General features: G+C 71.3%; 15 protein-coding genes and 1 riboswitch. Of the genes, 6 read left to right on the top strand and 9 right to left on the bottom strand.

Annotated features, from left to right (window positions below; translation table 11 throughout):
- Positions 1 to 64: 64 nt before the first annotated feature.
- The 4 genes from ahcY to ACZ4TR_RS11845 form a co-directional block, all read right to left on the bottom strand.
- A complete protein-coding gene (gene ahcY / locus ACZ4TR_RS11860) occupies positions 65 to 1,525 on the bottom strand; it encodes an adenosylhomocysteinase (protein WP_465287011.1) in 1,461 nt (486 codons plus the stop codon).
- Positions 1,526 to 1,610: 85 nt separating this feature from the next.
- Positions 1,611 to 1,687, bottom strand: a riboswitch (S-adenosyl-L-homocysteine riboswitch).
- Between the two features lie 31 nt (positions 1,688 to 1,718).
- Positions 1,719 to 2,201: a GNAT family N-acetyltransferase gene (locus tag ACZ4TR_RS11855; RefSeq protein ID WP_465287010.1), complete on the bottom strand. Its 483-nt coding sequence runs from the start codon at positions 2,199 to 2,201 to the stop codon at positions 1,719 to 1,721.
- Complete coding sequence (locus tag ACZ4TR_RS11850; protein ID WP_465287009.1) at positions 2,198 to 2,899, bottom strand: hypothetical protein; 702 nt, start codon at positions 2,897 to 2,899, stop codon at positions 2,198 to 2,200. Before ACZ4TR_RS11850 ends, ACZ4TR_RS11855 begins: the two co-directional genes overlap by 4 nt.
- Before the next feature lie 55 nt (positions 2,900 to 2,954).
- Positions 2,955 to 3,845, bottom strand: coding sequence for an AurF N-oxygenase family protein (locus tag ACZ4TR_RS11845; protein ID WP_364525595.1), 891 nt, complete (start codon positions 3,843 to 3,845; stop codon positions 2,955 to 2,957).
- A gap of 85 nt (positions 3,846 to 3,930) precedes the next feature.
- Between ACZ4TR_RS11845 and ACZ4TR_RS11840 the strand changes: the two genes are divergently transcribed.
- Positions 3,931 to 4,590: a TetR/AcrR family transcriptional regulator gene (locus tag ACZ4TR_RS11840; RefSeq protein WP_364525572.1), complete on the top strand. Its 660-nt coding sequence runs from the start codon at positions 3,931 to 3,933 to the stop codon at positions 4,588 to 4,590.
- On the opposite strand, the gene ACZ4TR_RS11835 is transcribed toward ACZ4TR_RS11840, so the two are convergent.
- Both ACZ4TR_RS11835 and ACZ4TR_RS11830 read right to left on the bottom strand, forming a co-directional pair.
- Entirely contained in the window at positions 4,587 to 5,612 is a 1,026-nt protein-coding gene (locus tag ACZ4TR_RS11835; RefSeq protein WP_465287008.1) for a DNA polymerase IV, read from the bottom strand. The genes ACZ4TR_RS11840 and ACZ4TR_RS11835 overlap by 4 nt on opposite strands.
- A gap of 22 nt (positions 5,613 to 5,634) precedes the next feature.
- The gene (locus tag ACZ4TR_RS11830; RefSeq protein WP_465287007.1) at positions 5,635 to 5,898 is read right to left on the bottom strand and encodes a DUF3040 domain-containing protein; all 264 of its coding nucleotides are present in this window, start codon (positions 5,896 to 5,898) and stop codon (positions 5,635 to 5,637) included.
- Positions 5,899 to 6,128: 230 nt separating this feature from the next.
- On the opposite strand from ACZ4TR_RS11830, the gene ACZ4TR_RS11825 reads away from it, so the two are divergent.
- The gene (locus ACZ4TR_RS11825) at positions 6,129 to 7,187 is read left to right on the top strand and encodes a cobalamin-independent methionine synthase II family protein (protein ID WP_465287006.1); all 1,059 of its coding nucleotides are present in this window, start codon (positions 6,129 to 6,131) and stop codon (positions 7,185 to 7,187) included.
- A gap of 30 nt (positions 7,188 to 7,217) precedes the next feature.
- Here ACZ4TR_RS11825 and ACZ4TR_RS11820 read toward each other — a convergent pair whose 3' ends face one another.
- Positions 7,218 to 7,850: a LysE family translocator gene (locus ACZ4TR_RS11820; RefSeq protein ID WP_465287005.1), complete on the bottom strand. Its 633-nt coding sequence runs from the start codon at positions 7,848 to 7,850 to the stop codon at positions 7,218 to 7,220.
- Positions 7,851 to 8,019: 169 nt separating this feature from the next.
- Between ACZ4TR_RS11820 and ACZ4TR_RS11815 the strand changes: the two genes are divergently transcribed.
- A complete protein-coding gene (locus tag ACZ4TR_RS11815; RefSeq protein WP_364525562.1) occupies positions 8,020 to 8,625 on the top strand; it encodes a GTP cyclohydrolase II in 606 nt (201 codons plus the stop codon).
- On the opposite strand, the gene ACZ4TR_RS11810 is transcribed toward ACZ4TR_RS11815, so the two are convergent.
- Positions 8,622 to 9,155 carry a MarR family winged helix-turn-helix transcriptional regulator gene (locus tag ACZ4TR_RS11810; protein WP_364525560.1) on the bottom strand — a complete coding sequence of 178 codons (534 nt, stop codon included), beginning with the start codon at positions 9,153 to 9,155 and terminating at the stop codon, positions 8,622 to 8,624. The two genes, ACZ4TR_RS11815 and ACZ4TR_RS11810, sit on opposite strands and share 4 nt — an antisense overlap.
- Positions 9,156 to 9,253: 98 nt before the next feature.
- Here ACZ4TR_RS11810 and ACZ4TR_RS11805 point away from each other — a divergent pair, with 98 nt between their 5' ends.
- Positions 9,254 to 10,216 carry an MBL fold metallo-hydrolase gene (locus ACZ4TR_RS11805; protein WP_364525558.1) on the top strand — a complete coding sequence of 321 codons (963 nt, stop codon included), beginning with the start codon at positions 9,254 to 9,256 and terminating at the stop codon, positions 10,214 to 10,216.
- On the top strand, positions 10,213 to 11,718 hold the full coding sequence (locus ACZ4TR_RS11800) for an FAD-dependent monooxygenase (RefSeq protein WP_465287004.1): 1,506 nt from the start codon (positions 10,213 to 10,215) through the stop codon (positions 11,716 to 11,718). Before ACZ4TR_RS11805 ends, ACZ4TR_RS11800 begins: the two co-directional genes overlap by 4 nt.
- Here the strand turns inward: ACZ4TR_RS11800 and ACZ4TR_RS11795 are convergent.
- Entirely contained in the window at positions 11,709 to 13,922 is a 2,214-nt protein-coding gene (locus ACZ4TR_RS11795) for a discoidin domain-containing protein (protein WP_465287003.1), read from the bottom strand. The genes ACZ4TR_RS11800 and ACZ4TR_RS11795 overlap by 10 nt on opposite strands.
- Positions 13,923 to 14,423: 501 nt before the next feature.
- Here ACZ4TR_RS11795 and ACZ4TR_RS11790 point away from each other — a divergent pair.
- Positions 14,424 to 16,130 carry a discoidin domain-containing protein gene (locus ACZ4TR_RS11790; protein ID WP_465287002.1) on the top strand — a complete coding sequence of 569 codons (1,707 nt, stop codon included), beginning with the start codon at positions 14,424 to 14,426 and terminating at the stop codon, positions 16,128 to 16,130.
- Positions 16,131 to 16,231: the final 101 nt, after the last annotated feature.

Below are 16,231 nucleotides of genomic sequence, written 5' to 3'. Positions count from 1 at the left end.
CTGTCACGGGGAGAATGGCCAGTTTCCCGATAAACCAAACTGCGTCAAATGGAGCAATCTCGGTTCAGTACCGGTAGTGGTCGAGCTTGTACGGGCCCTCGACGTCGACGCCGATGTACTCGGCCTGCGCCTTCGACAGCTTGGTGAGTTTCACACCGAGGGCGTCCAGGTGCAGCCGGGCCACCTTCTCGTCGAGGTGCTTCGGCAGCCGGTGGACGTCGGTGGCGTACTCGCCGGGCTTGGTGAACAGCTCGATCTGCGCGATGGCCTGGTTGGTGAACGAATTCGACATCACGAACGACGGGTGGCCGGTCGCGTTGCCGAGGTTCATCAGGCGGCCTTCGGAGAGCACGATGATCGCGTGGCCGTCCGGGAACGTCCACTCGTGCACCTGCGGCTTGATCTCGTTCTTGACGATCCCCGGCAGCTTCGCCAGCCCGGCCATGTCGATCTCGTTGTCGAAGTGCCCGACGTTCGCGACGATCGCGTTGTGCTTCATCCGGCTCATCTGGTCCGCCGAGATGATGCCGAAGTTGCCCGTGGTCGTGATGAAGATGTCAGCCGTCGTGACGACGTCGTCCAGCTCCACCACGTCGAGCCCGTCCATCGCCGCCTGCAGCGCGCAGATCGGGTCGATCTCGGTGACCGCGACCCGGGCACCCTGGCCGCGCAGCGCCTCGACCGCGCCCTTGCCGACGTCGCCGTAGCCGCAGACGACGACGCGCTTCCCGCCGATCATCACGTCGGTGGCCCGGTTCAGGCCGTCCACAAGGGAGTGCCGGATGCCGTACTTGTTGTCGAACTTGGACTTCGTCACGGAGTCGTTGACGTTCATCGCGGCGAAGAGCAGCTCGCCGTCCTTGGCGAGCTTGTAGAGCCGCTTGACGCCGTTGGTCGTCTCCTCGGTGACGCCGCGGATCTCCTTGGCCGTGCGGGTGAAGCGGTCGCCGTCGGCCGCGAGGCTCGCGCGCAGCGTGCCGAGGACGATCCGGTACTCCTCCGGGTCCTCTTCGGACGGCTGCGGCACCGCGCCCGCGGCTTCGAACTCGACTCCCTTGTGGACGAGCATGGTCGCGTCGCCGCCGTCGTCGAGGATCATGTTCGGCGTCCGGCCGTCGGAGAAGGCGAAGAGCTGGTCGGTGCACCACCAGTACTCTTCGAGCGTTTCGCCCTTCCACGCGAACACCGGCGTGCCCGCGGGAGCGTCGACGGTGCCCTGCGGGCCGACGACGACCGCCGCGGCGGCTTCGTCCTGGGTGGAGAAGATGTTGCAGGACACCCAGCGCACCTCGGCGCCGAGCGCGACGAGCGTCTCGATGAGCACGGCGGTCTGCACGGTCATGTGCAGCGACCCGGCGATGCGTGCGCCCTTCAGCGGCTGCGCGGCGGCGTACTCGCGGCGGATGGCCATCAGGCCGGGCATCTCGTGCTCGGCCAGCCTCAGCTGGGTGCGGCCGGCCTCGGCCAGGGACAGGTCGGCGACGGCGAAGTCGAGACCGTTGCGGCGGGTGAGTTTGTCGCTCATGGTTCGGTGTACTCCGGAGCTCGTTGACGGAACGCTCGGGAGGCGGCACGGAGAAATCCGTGATGACAAAGAAAAGGCACCTCCCTCGCGGGAGGCGCCCTTGGAGTCGTGGTCCGGGCCGAGCGTGGCGGAAGGAGTTCCGTCGCAGCGCCTCTCGGCCCGTGACCAGGATGGCAAAGCCGCCGGGAAGCTGTCAAGCGAGCGAACGGGCCATGAGGACGTCGTCGACGTCGGTGCCGTCGACGCGGAATTCGGCTCGCAGCAAGCCTTCCACGACGAACCCGCAGGCTTCGTAGACCCGCCGGGCGGCGGTGTTGTGACCCAGCACGCGCAACGTCACCTTGCGCGCGCCGCGTCGGCGCGCTTCGGCCACGGCGGCGTCGACGAGCTGCCGGGCGATGCCGAGCCGGCGCCGGTCCGGGTCGACGGCGAGCCCGCCGATCACGCGCACGTGCCGGTGGGCGGGAATGCCGAACCCCTCGCCGAGGCGGACGTAGCCGGCGACCGCGCCGTCGTGTTCGGCGACGAGGATGTCTTCGGGGCGGGTGCCGTCGTCGAAGAACGGCGTGCCGGGCGGCAGCGGGGGAGCGGGCGACACCATCGAGGTCCAGGTGCGCTCGTCGAGTTCGGCGAGCGCACCTTCGTCGTCGGCGCGGGCCACGCGGATGGTGATCACCCGTCCAGTGTGGTCCACGCCTCGTCGACGATCCCGGCCAGCTCACGCGCGTCGTGGTTGCCTTCGGTGCCCATGCTCCGCACCGTGACGGTCAGGCCGGGGCCGGTGCGCTGGCAGTTCAGCACGAACGAGCGGTCCGGGTCCGGGGCCGAGCCGGACGCGGCCGGGTCGTTGTGCACCAGGTACTGCACGGCGCCGACGCGCACCAGCTCGGTGCTCGGTGCGGCCACGCCGAGGGCCTGGACGTCTTCGTACGGCGCGAACAGCTCCGGCGAGGGCGCGCGCACGACGACCAGCTGGAACGACCGCCGCAGCCGGTCGTCCTGGTACTGCTGCACCACCGCGCCGGCGCCGTCGTAGGCCGCCGAGACCCGGGAGGCCGTCTCGCGGTCGGTCTTGTCGATGCGGTCGATCGTCGCCTTGCCGCGCGCGGCGTCGAGCTTCGCGATCGCGTCCTGGGCCCGGCTGAGCCCGCCGAGGTTCGCCGGGGCGGTCAGGGTCTGCCCGCTGGGCCCGTCGAGCAGGCTCAGCGTCAGCCACGGCACGCCGACCAGGAAGGCGCCGACGAGCACGCCGAGGAGGCCGGCGACGACGGGCCGGGCGAGTGGCGGGCGCGGTACGGGCTGCCGTACCGGCGGCTGCGGGTGCTGCCCAGCCGCCGGCCCGACGGGGAATTCCTGCGAGTGGCCCTCGGTCACCCGGGAATCGTGGCGCAGTCCGGTCCCTCCCGGGAAGGAATTTTGCCGGGCCCGGTCAGATGAGGTGCGCGCGTCGCCAAATGCCCTCGGACCGGCCGCCGATCAGCCCCGCGTCACGCAGGAAGGGCACGATCTTCTCGGCCATCCAGCGACGTGTCTCGTGGAAGTGCGGGTTCGCGAGCGCCGCGGCCCGGCCTTCGCGCGGGTCGATCCCGACGCTGCGGTAGACCCGCGGGTCGACCATGCCGTCGATGACGCCGAACGCTACGAGCGCGGTCCGCAGCCGGTGCCGGTGCAGCGCTGCCTTCGACAGCTTCGGGGTCTCCCGCAGCACCTCCTCCTTGGCGAACCGGACGTGCCGGGCCTCCTCGACGACGTGGATGCGGTTGACCGAGCGGATCAGCGGCTGGATGCCGTCGTCGTCCATCATCGAGCGCTGCAGCCGGTCGGTGGTCTCCTCGGCGACCAGCACGCTGGCGAACATCGACGGCCCGGCGGCGGTCGCGCCGAACACCTTCGCGGCGCGGTGCACGACCTTCGGGACGCCGTAGCGCGGCACGCCGAGCCGGTCGGCGGTGCGGGCGAACATCACCGAGTGCCGCGTCTCGTCGCCGATCTCGGTCATGGCGTACTGCGCGTGCTCGGTGCGCGCGTCGAGGTCGAAGACGTACCGCGCGAGCAGCTGCATCAGGACGATCTCGAACCACAGGCCGACGCTCATGATGCTGGCGATCTCGTGCTTGGAGAGCTCGATCCGCTGCTCCGGCGTCAGCCGCGCCCAGAGGTCCGTGCCGTAGAGCGAGACGCGCTCCAGCGGCATGTACGCCTTGCCCTCGGCGAGCGGCGCGGTCCAGTCGATGTCGACGTACGGGTCGTAGGAGTTCTTCGCGGAGCTCTTGAGCAGGCGAGCCGCGGTCACGTCCCGGTCCTGGGCCTCGACGCCCATGGTGACCTCCGGAAGTAGGGGGTACATGCTGTACTAGCTACTTCGGAGCGTACACCGGCTCGCCGGGCTTGAGTAGGCTTCCCGGGTGACCAAGGTCGACGGACGGGCGGCGCGCTGGGCGGGCCAGCAGGAACGGCGGCGCGCGGAGTTCGTCGACGCGGCCCTGGAAGCGATCGCCGAGCACGGTCCGGACGTCTCGACCGAGCAGATCGCCGAACGCGCCGGCGTCGCCCGCACCCGCCTGTACAAGCACTTCGACGGCGCCGCCGACCTCCAGCGGGCGATCGCCGAACGGGCGGCCGAGCTGGTGACGGCCGAGCTCCAGCCGCTCTGGCACCCGTCGGGTTCGCCGACCGAGATGATCGCGGCGGCGATTTCCACCCACCTGCGCTGGCTGACCGAGCACGCCCAGCTGCACCGGTACCTCGTCCGCACGCTGCCGGGCACGCCGGAGGGCCGTACCGACGTCCGGGGCACCATCGCCCGCCACCTCAGCCGCCTGTTCACCGGCTACCTGACGGCGTTCGGCCTGGACCCGGCCCCGGCGGACACGATCGCGTTCGGCCTGGTCGGCTACGTCGAGTCGGCGACGACCCGCTGGCTCGACCACCCGGGCACGCTCACCCTCGACCAGCTGACCGCCCAGCTGAGCGGCACGATCTGGGCGATGCTCGACCACACCCTCCGGGCGGGCGGGGTGAACCTGGACCCGGACCGGCCGTTGCCGCTGCCGGAGGAGCTTTAGTCCTCTCGCAGGAACTCCGCCCGCACGCCCAGCAGCCGCACCGCGCGGGTCAGCTCGAACATCCCCAGTACCTCCTGCGCCGCGCGGTCGATCTCGGCGGCGTCCGAGGTCGGTTCGGGCAGGGTGATGCTGTGCGTGTGGGTCAGGAACGGCACGAACCGCACCTTCACCGCGATCCGCGCCGCCGGGCGGCCTTCGTCGAGGACGTCCTGCCCGACGCGCTTGGCCAGCGCCGACACCTCCGCGGCCATCTCCGCCGGGTCCGTGAGGTCGCGCTGGAACGTCGTCTCGCGGCTGCGGGAGCGGGCCACGTACGGCGTCGCGCTCACCTCCGCGTCGCTGATCCCGCCGCCGAGCAGGCGCAGCCACGGGCCGGTCTTCGGGCCGAACCGCGCGGCCAGCTCGGCGACGTCCGCGCCGGCCAGGTCCAGAACCGTGTGGATGCCCAGCTCGGCGAGTTTCCTGGTGGTCTTGCCGCCGATGCCCCACAGCGCGTCGGTGGGACGCGCGGCCATCACGTCCCACCAGTTCTCCTGCGTCAGCCGGAAGATCCCGCCCGGCTTGCCGAAGCCGGTGGCGAGCTTGGCCCGCAGCTTGTTGTCGCCGATGCCGACGGCGCACGACAGCCCGGTCTCGCGCGCCACGGCCTCCTTGATCGAGGCCGCCAGCGCTTCCGGGTCATCCGTCTCGGCCCCGACGAACGCTTCGTCCCAGCCCAGCACCTCCACGACGACCGGGAGCTCGCGCACCGCGGCCATCACGTGCTCGGACACCTCGAGGTAGGCCGGCGGGTCGCTGGGCAGGAAGACTGCGTCCGGGCAGCGCTTGGCGGCGATCCGCAGCGGCATCCCGGACTGGACCCCGAACTCGCGGGCCTCGTAGGACGCGGTCGCGACGACGGCGCGTTCGGTGGGGTCGCCGTTGCCGCCGACGACCACGGGCTTCCCGCGCAGCTCCGGCCGGCGGGCGATCTCGACCGCGGCGATGAACTGGTCGAGGTCGACGTGCAGGACCCACTTCACGGGCCCAGTGTGCCTCAGAAGTTCAGATGCGGTGGCGCGCCACGTGCGTCCAGACGGTGCCGGTGAGGGCGAGGATCCCGCAGAGCGTGACGCCGGGATCGGGCAGGACCAGCCCGAGGACCAGCAGGGTCACCGCGACGACGTCGACGGCGATCAGCAGGGCGCTGCGGAGCGCGCGCGACCTCGGGCGCCGCCCGTCGCGCAGGGCGGTGGCCAGGTCGGGGTCACTGAGCTCGAGAGTGCGCTCGATCTTCTCCAGCTCGGTGCGGTCGTGGTGACTGAGCATCGGGGTACTCCTTCGGCGCCGAACCCGCCGTGTCGCCGTAGCGAATACCCCATCGTCCTCCCGGTTAACCGCCGAACGTCTTCTCATTTCGTGCTTTTCGCTGCTCCGACCGGGTGATCCGCGCTCGGTGACCGCCCGCGAGCGGGTTAGGTTCGCCTGACACGAGGCCGGTCAGGCCGGCTTCGCGCCGGTTCGACGCCGGTCTGGACCTTCAAGCAGCGGAGGACTCCATGACCCTGCCCACCGAACCGATCGGCAGCATTCCGCGTCCCGGGTACCTCATCGAGGGGCTCGGGGCGTTCGCCGCCGGACGGATCGACGCCGCCGGGCTCGCCGAGCTGGAGAGCCGGGCGCTGGCCGACACGATCAGCCGGTTCGAAGAGACCGGGTCGCCGGTCGTCTCCGATGGCGAGCAGGGCAAGCCGAGCTTCGCGACGTACCCGCTCGCGGGGCTCAGCGCGCTGGCGCCCGACGGCGTCGTCATCCCGTTCGCCGACGGGCACACCCGGCAGCTGCCGCGGCTGACCGCGGGCCCGTTCCGCTACGCGACCCACGCCGACGAGTACCTGACGCGGGCGAAGGCGCTCACGGACAAGCCGGTCAAGCAGGCCGTCATCGCCGCGTCCGCGCTCTCGCTGATCTACCCGGCCGACGGCATCGACGGGTACTCGCAGGAGCAGTTCGTCGCCGACTTGGTGAACGAGGCCGAGGCGGACATCCGGCGCAGCCTCGACGCGGGGGCGCACAGCGTGCAGATCGACTTCACCGAGGGACGGCTGTCGCTGAAGCTCGACCCGTCCGGTGGGCTGCTGCGGCAGTTCGTCGACCTCAACAACGCGGTCCTCGACCGCTTCACGGCGGAGGAACGCGCGAAGATCGGCGTCCACACCTGCCCGGGCGGCGACCAGGACTCGGTGCACAGCCTCGACGTCGGCTACGCGGGCCTGCTGCCGGCGCTGTTCGAGCTGAAGGCCGGGAACTTCTACGTTCAGCTGGCGAGCGAGGCCGAGCCGGCCGCCGCGCTGGAGGTGATCCGGGACAACCTCGGCGCGGACCAGCGGATCTTCGTCGGGGTGATCGACCCGATCGACCCGCGGGTGGAGACGCCGGAGGAGGTCCGCGACCGCGTGCTCGCGGCGGCGAAGTACCTGCCGGCCGACCGGCTCGGCACGTGCGACGACTGCGGGTTCTCGCCGTTCGCGGACGACACGTCGACCTCGCGCGACATCGCGTTCGCGAAGATCCGGGCGCGCGTCGAGGGAACGCTCCTGGCGGCCGACCAGCTGTGACGCTGCCTGAGGGCCCGCACCGGCGGGCCCTCAGGCCGTTTCGGCGGCGACCTTCAGCCCGAGCGCGACGAGCACGCTGCCCAGCACGGCGTCGAGACCCCGCCGGACGCGTCCATCGCTGAAGAACCGCTTCAACGCGCCGACGACGAGGGCGAGGGCCGCGAACCACACGACGGTGCCGAGGGTCGCGATGGCGGCCAGTTCGAGCGTCTGCAGGGTGGCGCCGTCGGCCGGAAGGAACTGGGGCAGCAGGGCGAGGAAGTAGACGGCGACCTTGGGGTTGAGCAGGTTGGTGAAGAGCCCCTGCCGGAAGGCGGCGCCGGCCTTGAGGGCCGCTCGTTCGCGGGTTTCGCCGAGCTCCCGGTAGTCGCCGCGGCGCACGGCGAGCCAGGCCTTCACCCCGAGGAACACGAGGTAGGCCGCCCCGACGAGCTTGACGACGCTGAAGGCGACGGCCGAGGCGGTGAGCACGGCGGCCACCCCGAAGGCGATGGCGACGACCCAGGCGAAGACCCCGAGCGAGATCCCGGCCCCGGCGGCGACCCCCGCCCGCTTGCCCCCGGCGAGCGACGACCGGGTGACGACGACGAAGTCCGGCCCGGGCGACATCGCGCCGAGGATGACGACCAGCAAGAAGGACGCGGCGGTGGCACCGGGGATCATGCGCTGAGGATACGACGTGCGGGCCACCGGTTTTCCGGCCGAACCGCCGCCGGGAAGAACCGCGCGCCTCCCGGTGTTCGATCAAGCGATGACCCGGCACACAACGCCGATCGTTCGAATTTGAACTTCCGGTAGGGTCGATCACGTGGGCGATCCCAGGGGAGAAGGCATGACGGCTGAGGTGCGGACGCGGGTGCGGATCCCGCTGCGGCTGCACGGCGGCGTCGAGGTCGATGCCGAGGCCGTCACCTTCCGGGGACTCGACGACGGCGGTGAGCACCTCGCCCTCGTCCTCGGTACCCCCGGGGACGTGCCGCTGGTGCGGCCGCACTCCGAATGCCTCACCGGGGACGTCTTCGGGTCCGCGCGCTGCGATTGCGGGCCTCAGCTGGCCGAAGCCGTCGAACGGATCTCGGAAGCCGGCGGTTACCTGCTCTACCTGCGCCAGGAAGGCCGGGGGATCGGTCTCTACAACAAGCTCGACGCGTACGCGCTGCAAGACCAGGGCCTCGACACCTACGCCGCGAACGCCGCGCTCGGCCTGCCCGAAGACGCCCGTGACTACACCGTCGCCGCGCAGATGCTCGAAGCTTTGGGTGTCGCGAAAGTGGACCTGCTGTCGAACAACCCCGACAAGGTCGCGCAGCTCGAAACGGCCGGGATCGGCGTGCGCGAGCAGGTGCCGACCGGGGTCTTCGCCACCGAGAACAACGTCCGGTACCTCCGCGCGAAAGCCGAGCAGACCGGGCACACGCTGCCCGGATTGGCCAGCTAAGCCAGCCGCTGGGCCGCCGCGGCCGCCGGGCTCGTGGTGAGCTTCTCCAGGAGTCCGATGAGGACCGTCTGCTCCGACGGCGTCAGCGACGCCGCCCACGCCTGCTCGCGCGCGTTGTGCGCCTGGTAGGCGTCCGTCACCGCCGTGTGCCCCGCTTCGGTCAAGGCCAGCCGGACCGCGCGGCGATCGCTCGGGACCTGGGTGCGCGTCACCAGCCCGTCCCGCTCCAGCGTCTTGACCAGCGCCGACACCGCCGCGCGGCTCATCCCGGCCAGGCGTGCCGCGTGGCGGGACTCCAGCGGGCCGGCCAGCCACAGCACGAACAGCACCCGGAACCCGCCCCAGCTCAGGCCGCGCGGCCGGTGGACCGTCGACTCCCAGTCGTAGACCAGCGCGCCCGCCAGCCGGTGCAGCGTGAGGCCGAGGCGCATCGCGACGGGGTCGGTGTCCGGCAGCTCCGCCTTCGTCTTCCCGATCGCGTAGTCGACGAACGAGAGGTAATCCAGGTCTTCGGCCGGTCGGTCGGTCATGCGGCCCAGGTTAGGTGAAAGGGTTCCGTGCGCCGGTGCGGCGGGCTACTGTGACCGGCGAGATAGTCAAACCTTTGATGATCAAAGGAGCGCTCGCCGTGACGAAGAAAGCCTTCGCCTCTTCGGCCGACCTGGCGGAGAAAGCGCAAACCCTGGAAGTCCTCGCGGACGGCGTCTACGCGTTGACCGCCGAGGGCGACCCGAACATCGGCGCGATCGAGGGCGAGGACTTCCTCGTCTGCTTCGAGGCGCTGGCCACCCCCGTCGCGGCTCGCGAGTGGCTCGCGAAACTGCGGGAGCACACCGACAAACCGGTGCGCTACCTGGTGTTGAGCCACTACCACGCGGTGCGTGTGCTGGGCGCGTCGGCGTTCGACGCCGACGTGATCGTCGCGCACGAGAACACCCGGGCTCTGGTCGCCGAGCGGGGCAAAGAAGACTGGGCGAGCGAGTTCGGCCGGATGCCGCGGCTGGCGAAGGGCGCCGACTCGGTGCCGGGCCTGACCTGGCCGACGCTGACCTTCTCCGACCGGCTCACCCTCGACCTCGGCGGGGACCGCGGCGACCTGGTCCTGCAGTACTGCGGCCGCGGCCACACCGAAGGCGACATCGTGGCCTGGCTGCCGCGCCAGCGGATCCTCTACGCCGGCGACCTCGTCGAAGCCGAAGCCGCGCTGTACACCGGCGACGCGTTCCACCGCGACTGGGCGTCGTCCACTTTGGACCGCGTCGGTGCGTTCGGGGCCGAGACGCTGATCGGCGGCCGCGGCGGCGTGAGCCGTGGCCGCGAAGCCGTCGAGGCCGCCATCGCCCAGACCCGGCACTTCCTGGACACGATGATCCGCGAGGTCGGCGCGGCCCGCGACGCCGGCGGCACGCTGAAGGACGCCTTCGAGCGCACCCACGCGGCCCTCGTCGGGCAGTACGGCCAGTGGCCGATCTTCGAGCACTGCCTGCCTTTCGACGTCTCGAGGTTGTGGGACGAACTCGGCGGCGTCGAGCGGCCGGTGGTGTGGACGGCCGAACGCGACCGCGAGGTCTGGGACCAGCTCCAAGGATGAGCGTCGCCGTCCTGGGCAGCGGCCCGGTCGGCCAGACGGCCGCGCTGTTGCTGGCGCGCTGGGGCGTACCCGTGGTGCTCGTCGACGAGCACGAGGTGCGCGACCCCGTGGGGTCCAAGGCCATCTGCCAGCAACGGGACACGCTCGACGTCTGGGCGTCGCTCGGCGCCGGCTGCCTCGCCGAGGAAGGCCTCACCTGGACGACCGCGCGGACGTTCCACCGCGACGCCGAGCTGTTCTCGCTGAACCTGCCCGACGGCGGTTCGGCCCTGCCGCCGTTCGTCAACCTCTCGCAGGCCCGCGTCGAGGAGGTCCTGGACGGCTTGATCGCGCGGCAGCCGCTGATCGACGTCCGCCGCGGCCACCGCGTCACCGGCGTGAGCCAGCCGGGCCGCGTCGTGGTCGAGTGCGCGACGAAGGACGGGCCGCGCCGGATCGAAGCCGACTACGCGATCGCGTGCGCCGGTGCCCGGGGCGACACGGTGCGGCGGGCGCTCGGGCAGCGCCTCGACGGGGTGTCCTTCCGGGACCTGTTCCTGATCTGCGACATCCGCGCCGACCTGCCGGGCTGGGCGGCCGAGCGCCGGTTCCACTTCGACCCGCCGTGGAACCCGGGCCGCCAGGTGCTCATCCACCCGTGCCCGGGCTCGCAGTTCCGCATCGACTGGCAGGTCCCGGAGGACTACGACCTCGCGGCCGAGGAGTCGGGCGGCGCGCTGGACGCGCGGATCCGGGCGATCATCGGGCCGGTGCCGTACGAGGTCGCCTGGCGCTCGGTGTACCGGTTCCACACCCGCCTGGTCGAGCGGATGCGCGTCGGGCGGGTCCTGCTCGCGGGGGACTGCGCACACCTGGTCGCGCCGTTCGGGGCGCGCGGACTCAACTCCGGCGTCGCCGACGCCGAGAACGCGGCGTGGAAGCTCGCGTGGGTCCTGCGCGGCCACGCGGGCGACGAGCTGCTGGAGAGCTATCACGCCGAGCGGCACGCGGCGGCGGTGGAGAACGCGGCCGTCACCACGGCCACGATGGACTTCCTGGTACCCCAGGACACCGAGCGGCACCGGCGCCGCTCGGACGTCCTCGCCCGCGCGGTGCACGACCCGGCCGCGTGCGAGCAGGTCGACTCGGGCCGGCTGGCCGAACCGTTCTGGTACGCGGATTCGCCGTTGACCACGCCCGATCCGCGGCGCCCGTTCGCCGGCCGGCCGCCGCGCGGGGCGGTGCCGCCGCCCGGCGCCGGGATCCTGCTGCCCGACGTGACCGTCCCGGGTGGACGGTTGCGCGATCTGGCCCGCGAAGGCTTCCTGCTGCTGACCACGCCGGGCGTGGACCCCGCGGGGATGCGCTCGGCGGAGATTCCGGTGGGCGGAGCGCTCGGCGCGCGCCCGGGCGAAGCCTGGCTGGTCCGCCCGGACGCGTACGTCGCCGCTGTGCTGGACCGTCCCGCGCCGGACGACGTGACTGCCGCCGTCCGGCGCGCGACGGGCTTTCCTCAGGGATAGTTGTTCAGCGGGCTCACCTGGTGGGCCGTGTTGGCCGGGTCACCGGTGTCGTTGATGACGTGGGCGATCGTGCCCACGCCGCCGAGCGACACCGAGACCAGGTTGTGGAACCGGACCCCGCCGTTGTTCGGGACCTCGAAGGAGTGACCGGCCACAATGGACGGATTGGTCTGGAAGAAGCAGTAGCTGCCCAGACCCCACCCTTCGTGGCTGGTCACCGAGTCGGCCACCTTGTACGCCGCCCAGCCCTGCCGGCCGCCGCCGCTGGACCACGAGCCCTGGTCCGGCGGGTCGTACGGCATCTCGTTCTGGAAGAAGTACGTCCGCCCGCCGTTGCCGTTCCAGAGCACCTCGTACTGCTGGTAGTGCTCGACGAACAGGCCGTACATCGTCACGTTCGCGCCGTTGACCACCAGGCCGTTCGCCGCGGTGTTGACGTTCCAGCCGACGCCGTTCGAGTGGTCGCCGCGCCACAGCCACATGTGGTCACCGATGACGTTGTTCGAGTTGACGACCAGCGTCTGCGTGGCCTTCCCGACGGCCGCACCGCCGATCCGGAAGAACACGTCGTGCAGCGACGTCGGGTCGGCCGCGTGGTTGGCGTTCGACCCCGGCTGCCCGACCTGCACCAGGACCGGTGAGTTCACCGCGCCCGCGTCGATCAGCAGCCCGGCGATCTTGACGCCGTCCACATCGGACGTCGTGATCGCCGCGGTGCCGTTGGTGGGCTGCAGCGTCGCCAGCCCGAGTCCGAGCACCACGGTGTCCGGGCGCGTGACGTTCAGCGCCTGGTCGAGGTGGTACACGCCCGGCGTGACCAGCAGGTTCTTGCCCGCGGCCAGTGCGGCGTTGAGCGTCGCGGCCGAGTCGGACGGCTTGGCGACGTAGAACTCGCTGAGCGAGATCGACTGCCCGGCCGGGGCGCCGTGGCCCCAGCTGGTGCCCTGCGAGTTCTGCCGCAGCGCCGGGACGAACACGTTGTAGCTGCCCGAACCGTCGACGTAGAGGAACGGCTTCTCGCGGATCACGGGCGTCTGGCCGACGACCGTCTCCGGCGGGTTCGGGAACGACGCCGGCGGGGTGCCGGTCGAGCCGACGAACACCATGTTCCACACGCCACCCTGCCAGCCGCCGAGCTCGCTGTTGCGGGTGAGGAACTGCTGCTGCGAACCGGAAACGGCGACACCGTCGATCTTGCTGTCGGCGATCAGGCCACCGCTGGCCCAGCCGTCACCACCGTTCCACAGCTGGATCTGGCTGCCCTTGAGGTGCATCCGGCGGTAGGGCGCGGCCTGCGCGACGGCCCAGCGTTCGACCTGGCCCGCCGGCAAGGTCACCGAGAGGTTCTCGGCGGAGCGCCAGAAGTTCTGCGTCGCGTTGCCCTTGTTGGCCGGGTTGTCGCCCTGCTGCAGCCAGTCCGCCTCGACGCGGACGTGGCCGTTGAGGTTGACGTCGTCGGGGGACAGGCCGAGGCCCGCGACCTGCTCGTAGAAGCCGAGGTTGACGTCGGCGGCATAGGTGCCCGGCTTGAACAGCACGGCGTAACGCTCGGAACCGAACTGGTTGGTGTGCTGCTGGTTCGCCAGCTGCGTCAGCCGGTTCTGGATCGTCGCGGCCGGGGTCGACGGGTCGAACACCGACACGTTCGGCCCGAGGTCCGGGTTGCGCGGGTCGGTCGGCGGGATGGTCGTCCCGCCGCCGGTGCCGTGCACGGCGACCTCCCAGAGGGAGTAGCCGTAACCGGTGGCCCGCTGGGTGCCGTAGACCCGCAGGTAGCGGGCCGTGCCGGTGACGGGCACCGTCTGCGTGCCGCCGGCGCCGGTGGTGGTCGTGTACGCGTCGGTCCAGCTCGTGCCGTCGTTGGAGAGCTGTACGGAGAACGCTTTCCCGTACGCGGCTTCCCAGGTGAGGACCACGTCGCAGAGCTGCTGCGCGGAACCCAGGTCGACCTGCAGCCACTGCGGGTCGCTGAACGCGCTGGCCCAGCGCGTGCCGGTGTTGCCGTCGACCGCGGCGGACGCGGGCGTCCCGCCGTTTTCGGTCGAGGACGCGGTCGCGGCGCGGCCCTGCGCGAGGTTGGTGGATCCGCACGCGGCGGCCTGGGCCGGTGCGGAACCGACGACCGCGGCGGTCGTCACCGCGGTGACGAGGGTGGTCGCGAGCACGAGGAGGCGGTGAACCGGGGAGAACGTCGTTGATCTCATCTGCCTGCCTGATCGGGGGGAGGACGTCCGGAAGGGGCCGCGCGGCGGTGCCGGGCGGCGGCGGACCGGGCGAGCCCCACAGCTCGCGCCGGCGTCGGGTGGTGCGGCGGGTTCGCGTCCGCGGCCCCCGCCCGGCACCGTGAGCCGGTGGAGCGGTGCCGAGTGGGTGCGACGGCGCGAACCGGTCAGCCCGAAGAGGTGCGTTTCGCGGCGGAACCATCCCGGGTGGCGGTCACGGAACCGGTTCCGACCGGCGGCTCGAAGTTAACAGCGCGCGTGTCGGCGGAGTCAAGGCTCCGGCGTGGATTCGTTCTCCCGGACCAGTCCTGCCGGTGGTCCGTGACCGTCCGGCGCAGCGCCGTTGACATTTTACGGCTCTTTATTTATATCCTGAAGTAAGAGCGTGCCGACGAGCGGGACCCACACCCGCGCCGAGGACCACGTGAGCCGATCCGCGCCGGGGCAAAGCCGTCCCGGTGCCGGTTCGCCGTGGAGGTGCCCATGCAACGCCGCATGCCGAGGACCGGTGTTCTCGCCGTCCTCGCCCTGACCCTGGCCGCCCTGCTCACCGCACCGGTGGCCCAGGCCGCGCCCACCCTGCTCTCCCAAGGCCGTCCGGTGACGGCGTCCTCGACCGAAAACGGCGGAACACCCGCGTCCGCCGCGGTCGACGGCGACCCCGGCACCCGCTGGTCCAGCGCGTTCAGCGACCCGCAGACGCTGCAGGTCGACCTCGGCTCCACCCAGCAGCTGTCGCAGGTCGTGCTGAACTGGGAAGCCGCCTACGCCAAGGCCTTCACGATCCAGGCGTCCGCCGACGGCGCGACCTGGACGTCGCTGTACTCGACGACCACCGCCACCGGTGGCACGCAGACGCTGAACGTGACCGGCAGCGGCCGGTACGTCCGGCTGACCGGCACCCAGCGCGCCACGCAGTACGGCTACTCGCTGTGGGAGTTCCAGGTCTACGGCGGAGGCGGCACGACCCAGCCCGGGGACGTCCTGCTGTCCTACGGCAAGCCGGGCACGGCCTCTTCGTACCAGGACGACGGCAACTGCCCCGGCTGCCTGCCGGCGAAGGCGTTCGACCACGACCCGGCCACGCGCTGGGCGACCAGCGCGACCACCGGCTGGGTCGACCCGGGCTGGATCCAGGTCGACCTCGGCGCGGTCGCGGCCGTGCACCAGGTCGTCCTGCAGTGGGACCCGGCCTACGCGGTCGCGTACCAGCTCCAGGTGTCGAACGACGGCGCGAACTGGACGTCGCTCTACTCGACCACCACCGGCAAGGGCTTCAAGGAGACGCTGACCGTCAACGGCAGCGGCCGGTACGTCCGGATGTACGGCACCGCGCGTTCGAACGGCTACGGCTACTCGCTGTGGGGCTTCGACGTCTACGGCACCGGCGGCAACCCGACGACTCCGCCGCCCGCGCCGCCGGCCCCGCACTTCCCGGGCACGCTGGTCTGGAGCGACGAGTTCAACGGCGCTTCGGGCGCGGGCCCGGACGCGAGCAAGTGGACCGCCGAGACCGGCCCGGGCGTGAACAACGAGCTCGAGTACTACACGAACAACAACAACGCCAAGCAGGACGGCCGCGGCAACCTCGTCATCCAGCTCCGCCGCGAAGCCACTCCGGGCAGCGCCTGCCCGCCGGACCCGATCAGCGGCAGCACGACGTGCCAGTACACCTCGGGCCGGATCAACACCGCGGGCAAGTTCAGCTTCACCTACGGCCACGTCGAGGCGAACATCAAGGTGTCCGGCACGCAGGGGCTGTGGCCCGCGTTCTGGCTGCTGGGCGCGAACTTCTTCAGCGGCACGCCGTGGCCGAACTGCGGTGAGATCGACATCATGGAGCACGTCGGGAAGTCGCCGAACCTGGCCTACTCGACCATCCACGCCCCGGCCTACAACGGCGCCGGCGGCATCGGCGCGCCCCTGGACCTCGGCCAGGACGTCTCCGCCGGCTTCCACAAGTTCGGTCTCGACTGGGACGCGTCGCACATGACCTTTTACGTGGACGGCAACGCGTTCGAGACGATCAACCGCGACACCGTCGAGAGCACGCGCGGGCCGTGGGTCTACGACCACCCGTTCTTCCTGATCCTCAACAACGCCATCGGCGGCGACTTCCCCGGTCCGCCGGGAGCGGGAACCGTGCTCCCGCAGGACATGGTCGTCGACTACGTGCGGGTCTACCAGTAAGGGCCGGGTCCCGGCGGCGGCTCGCGCTCGTCGCCGGGGCCGCGGTCGCCGCCGGGCCTGGTCGCCGACCCCCAGACCCTGCAGGTCGACCTCGGCGTGCG

Source organism: Amycolatopsis sp. NPDC028719, assembly GCF_055565395.1.
Note: the sequence above shows the minus strand (reverse complement) of the source record. Positions and strands in the feature narration are given on the sequence as shown.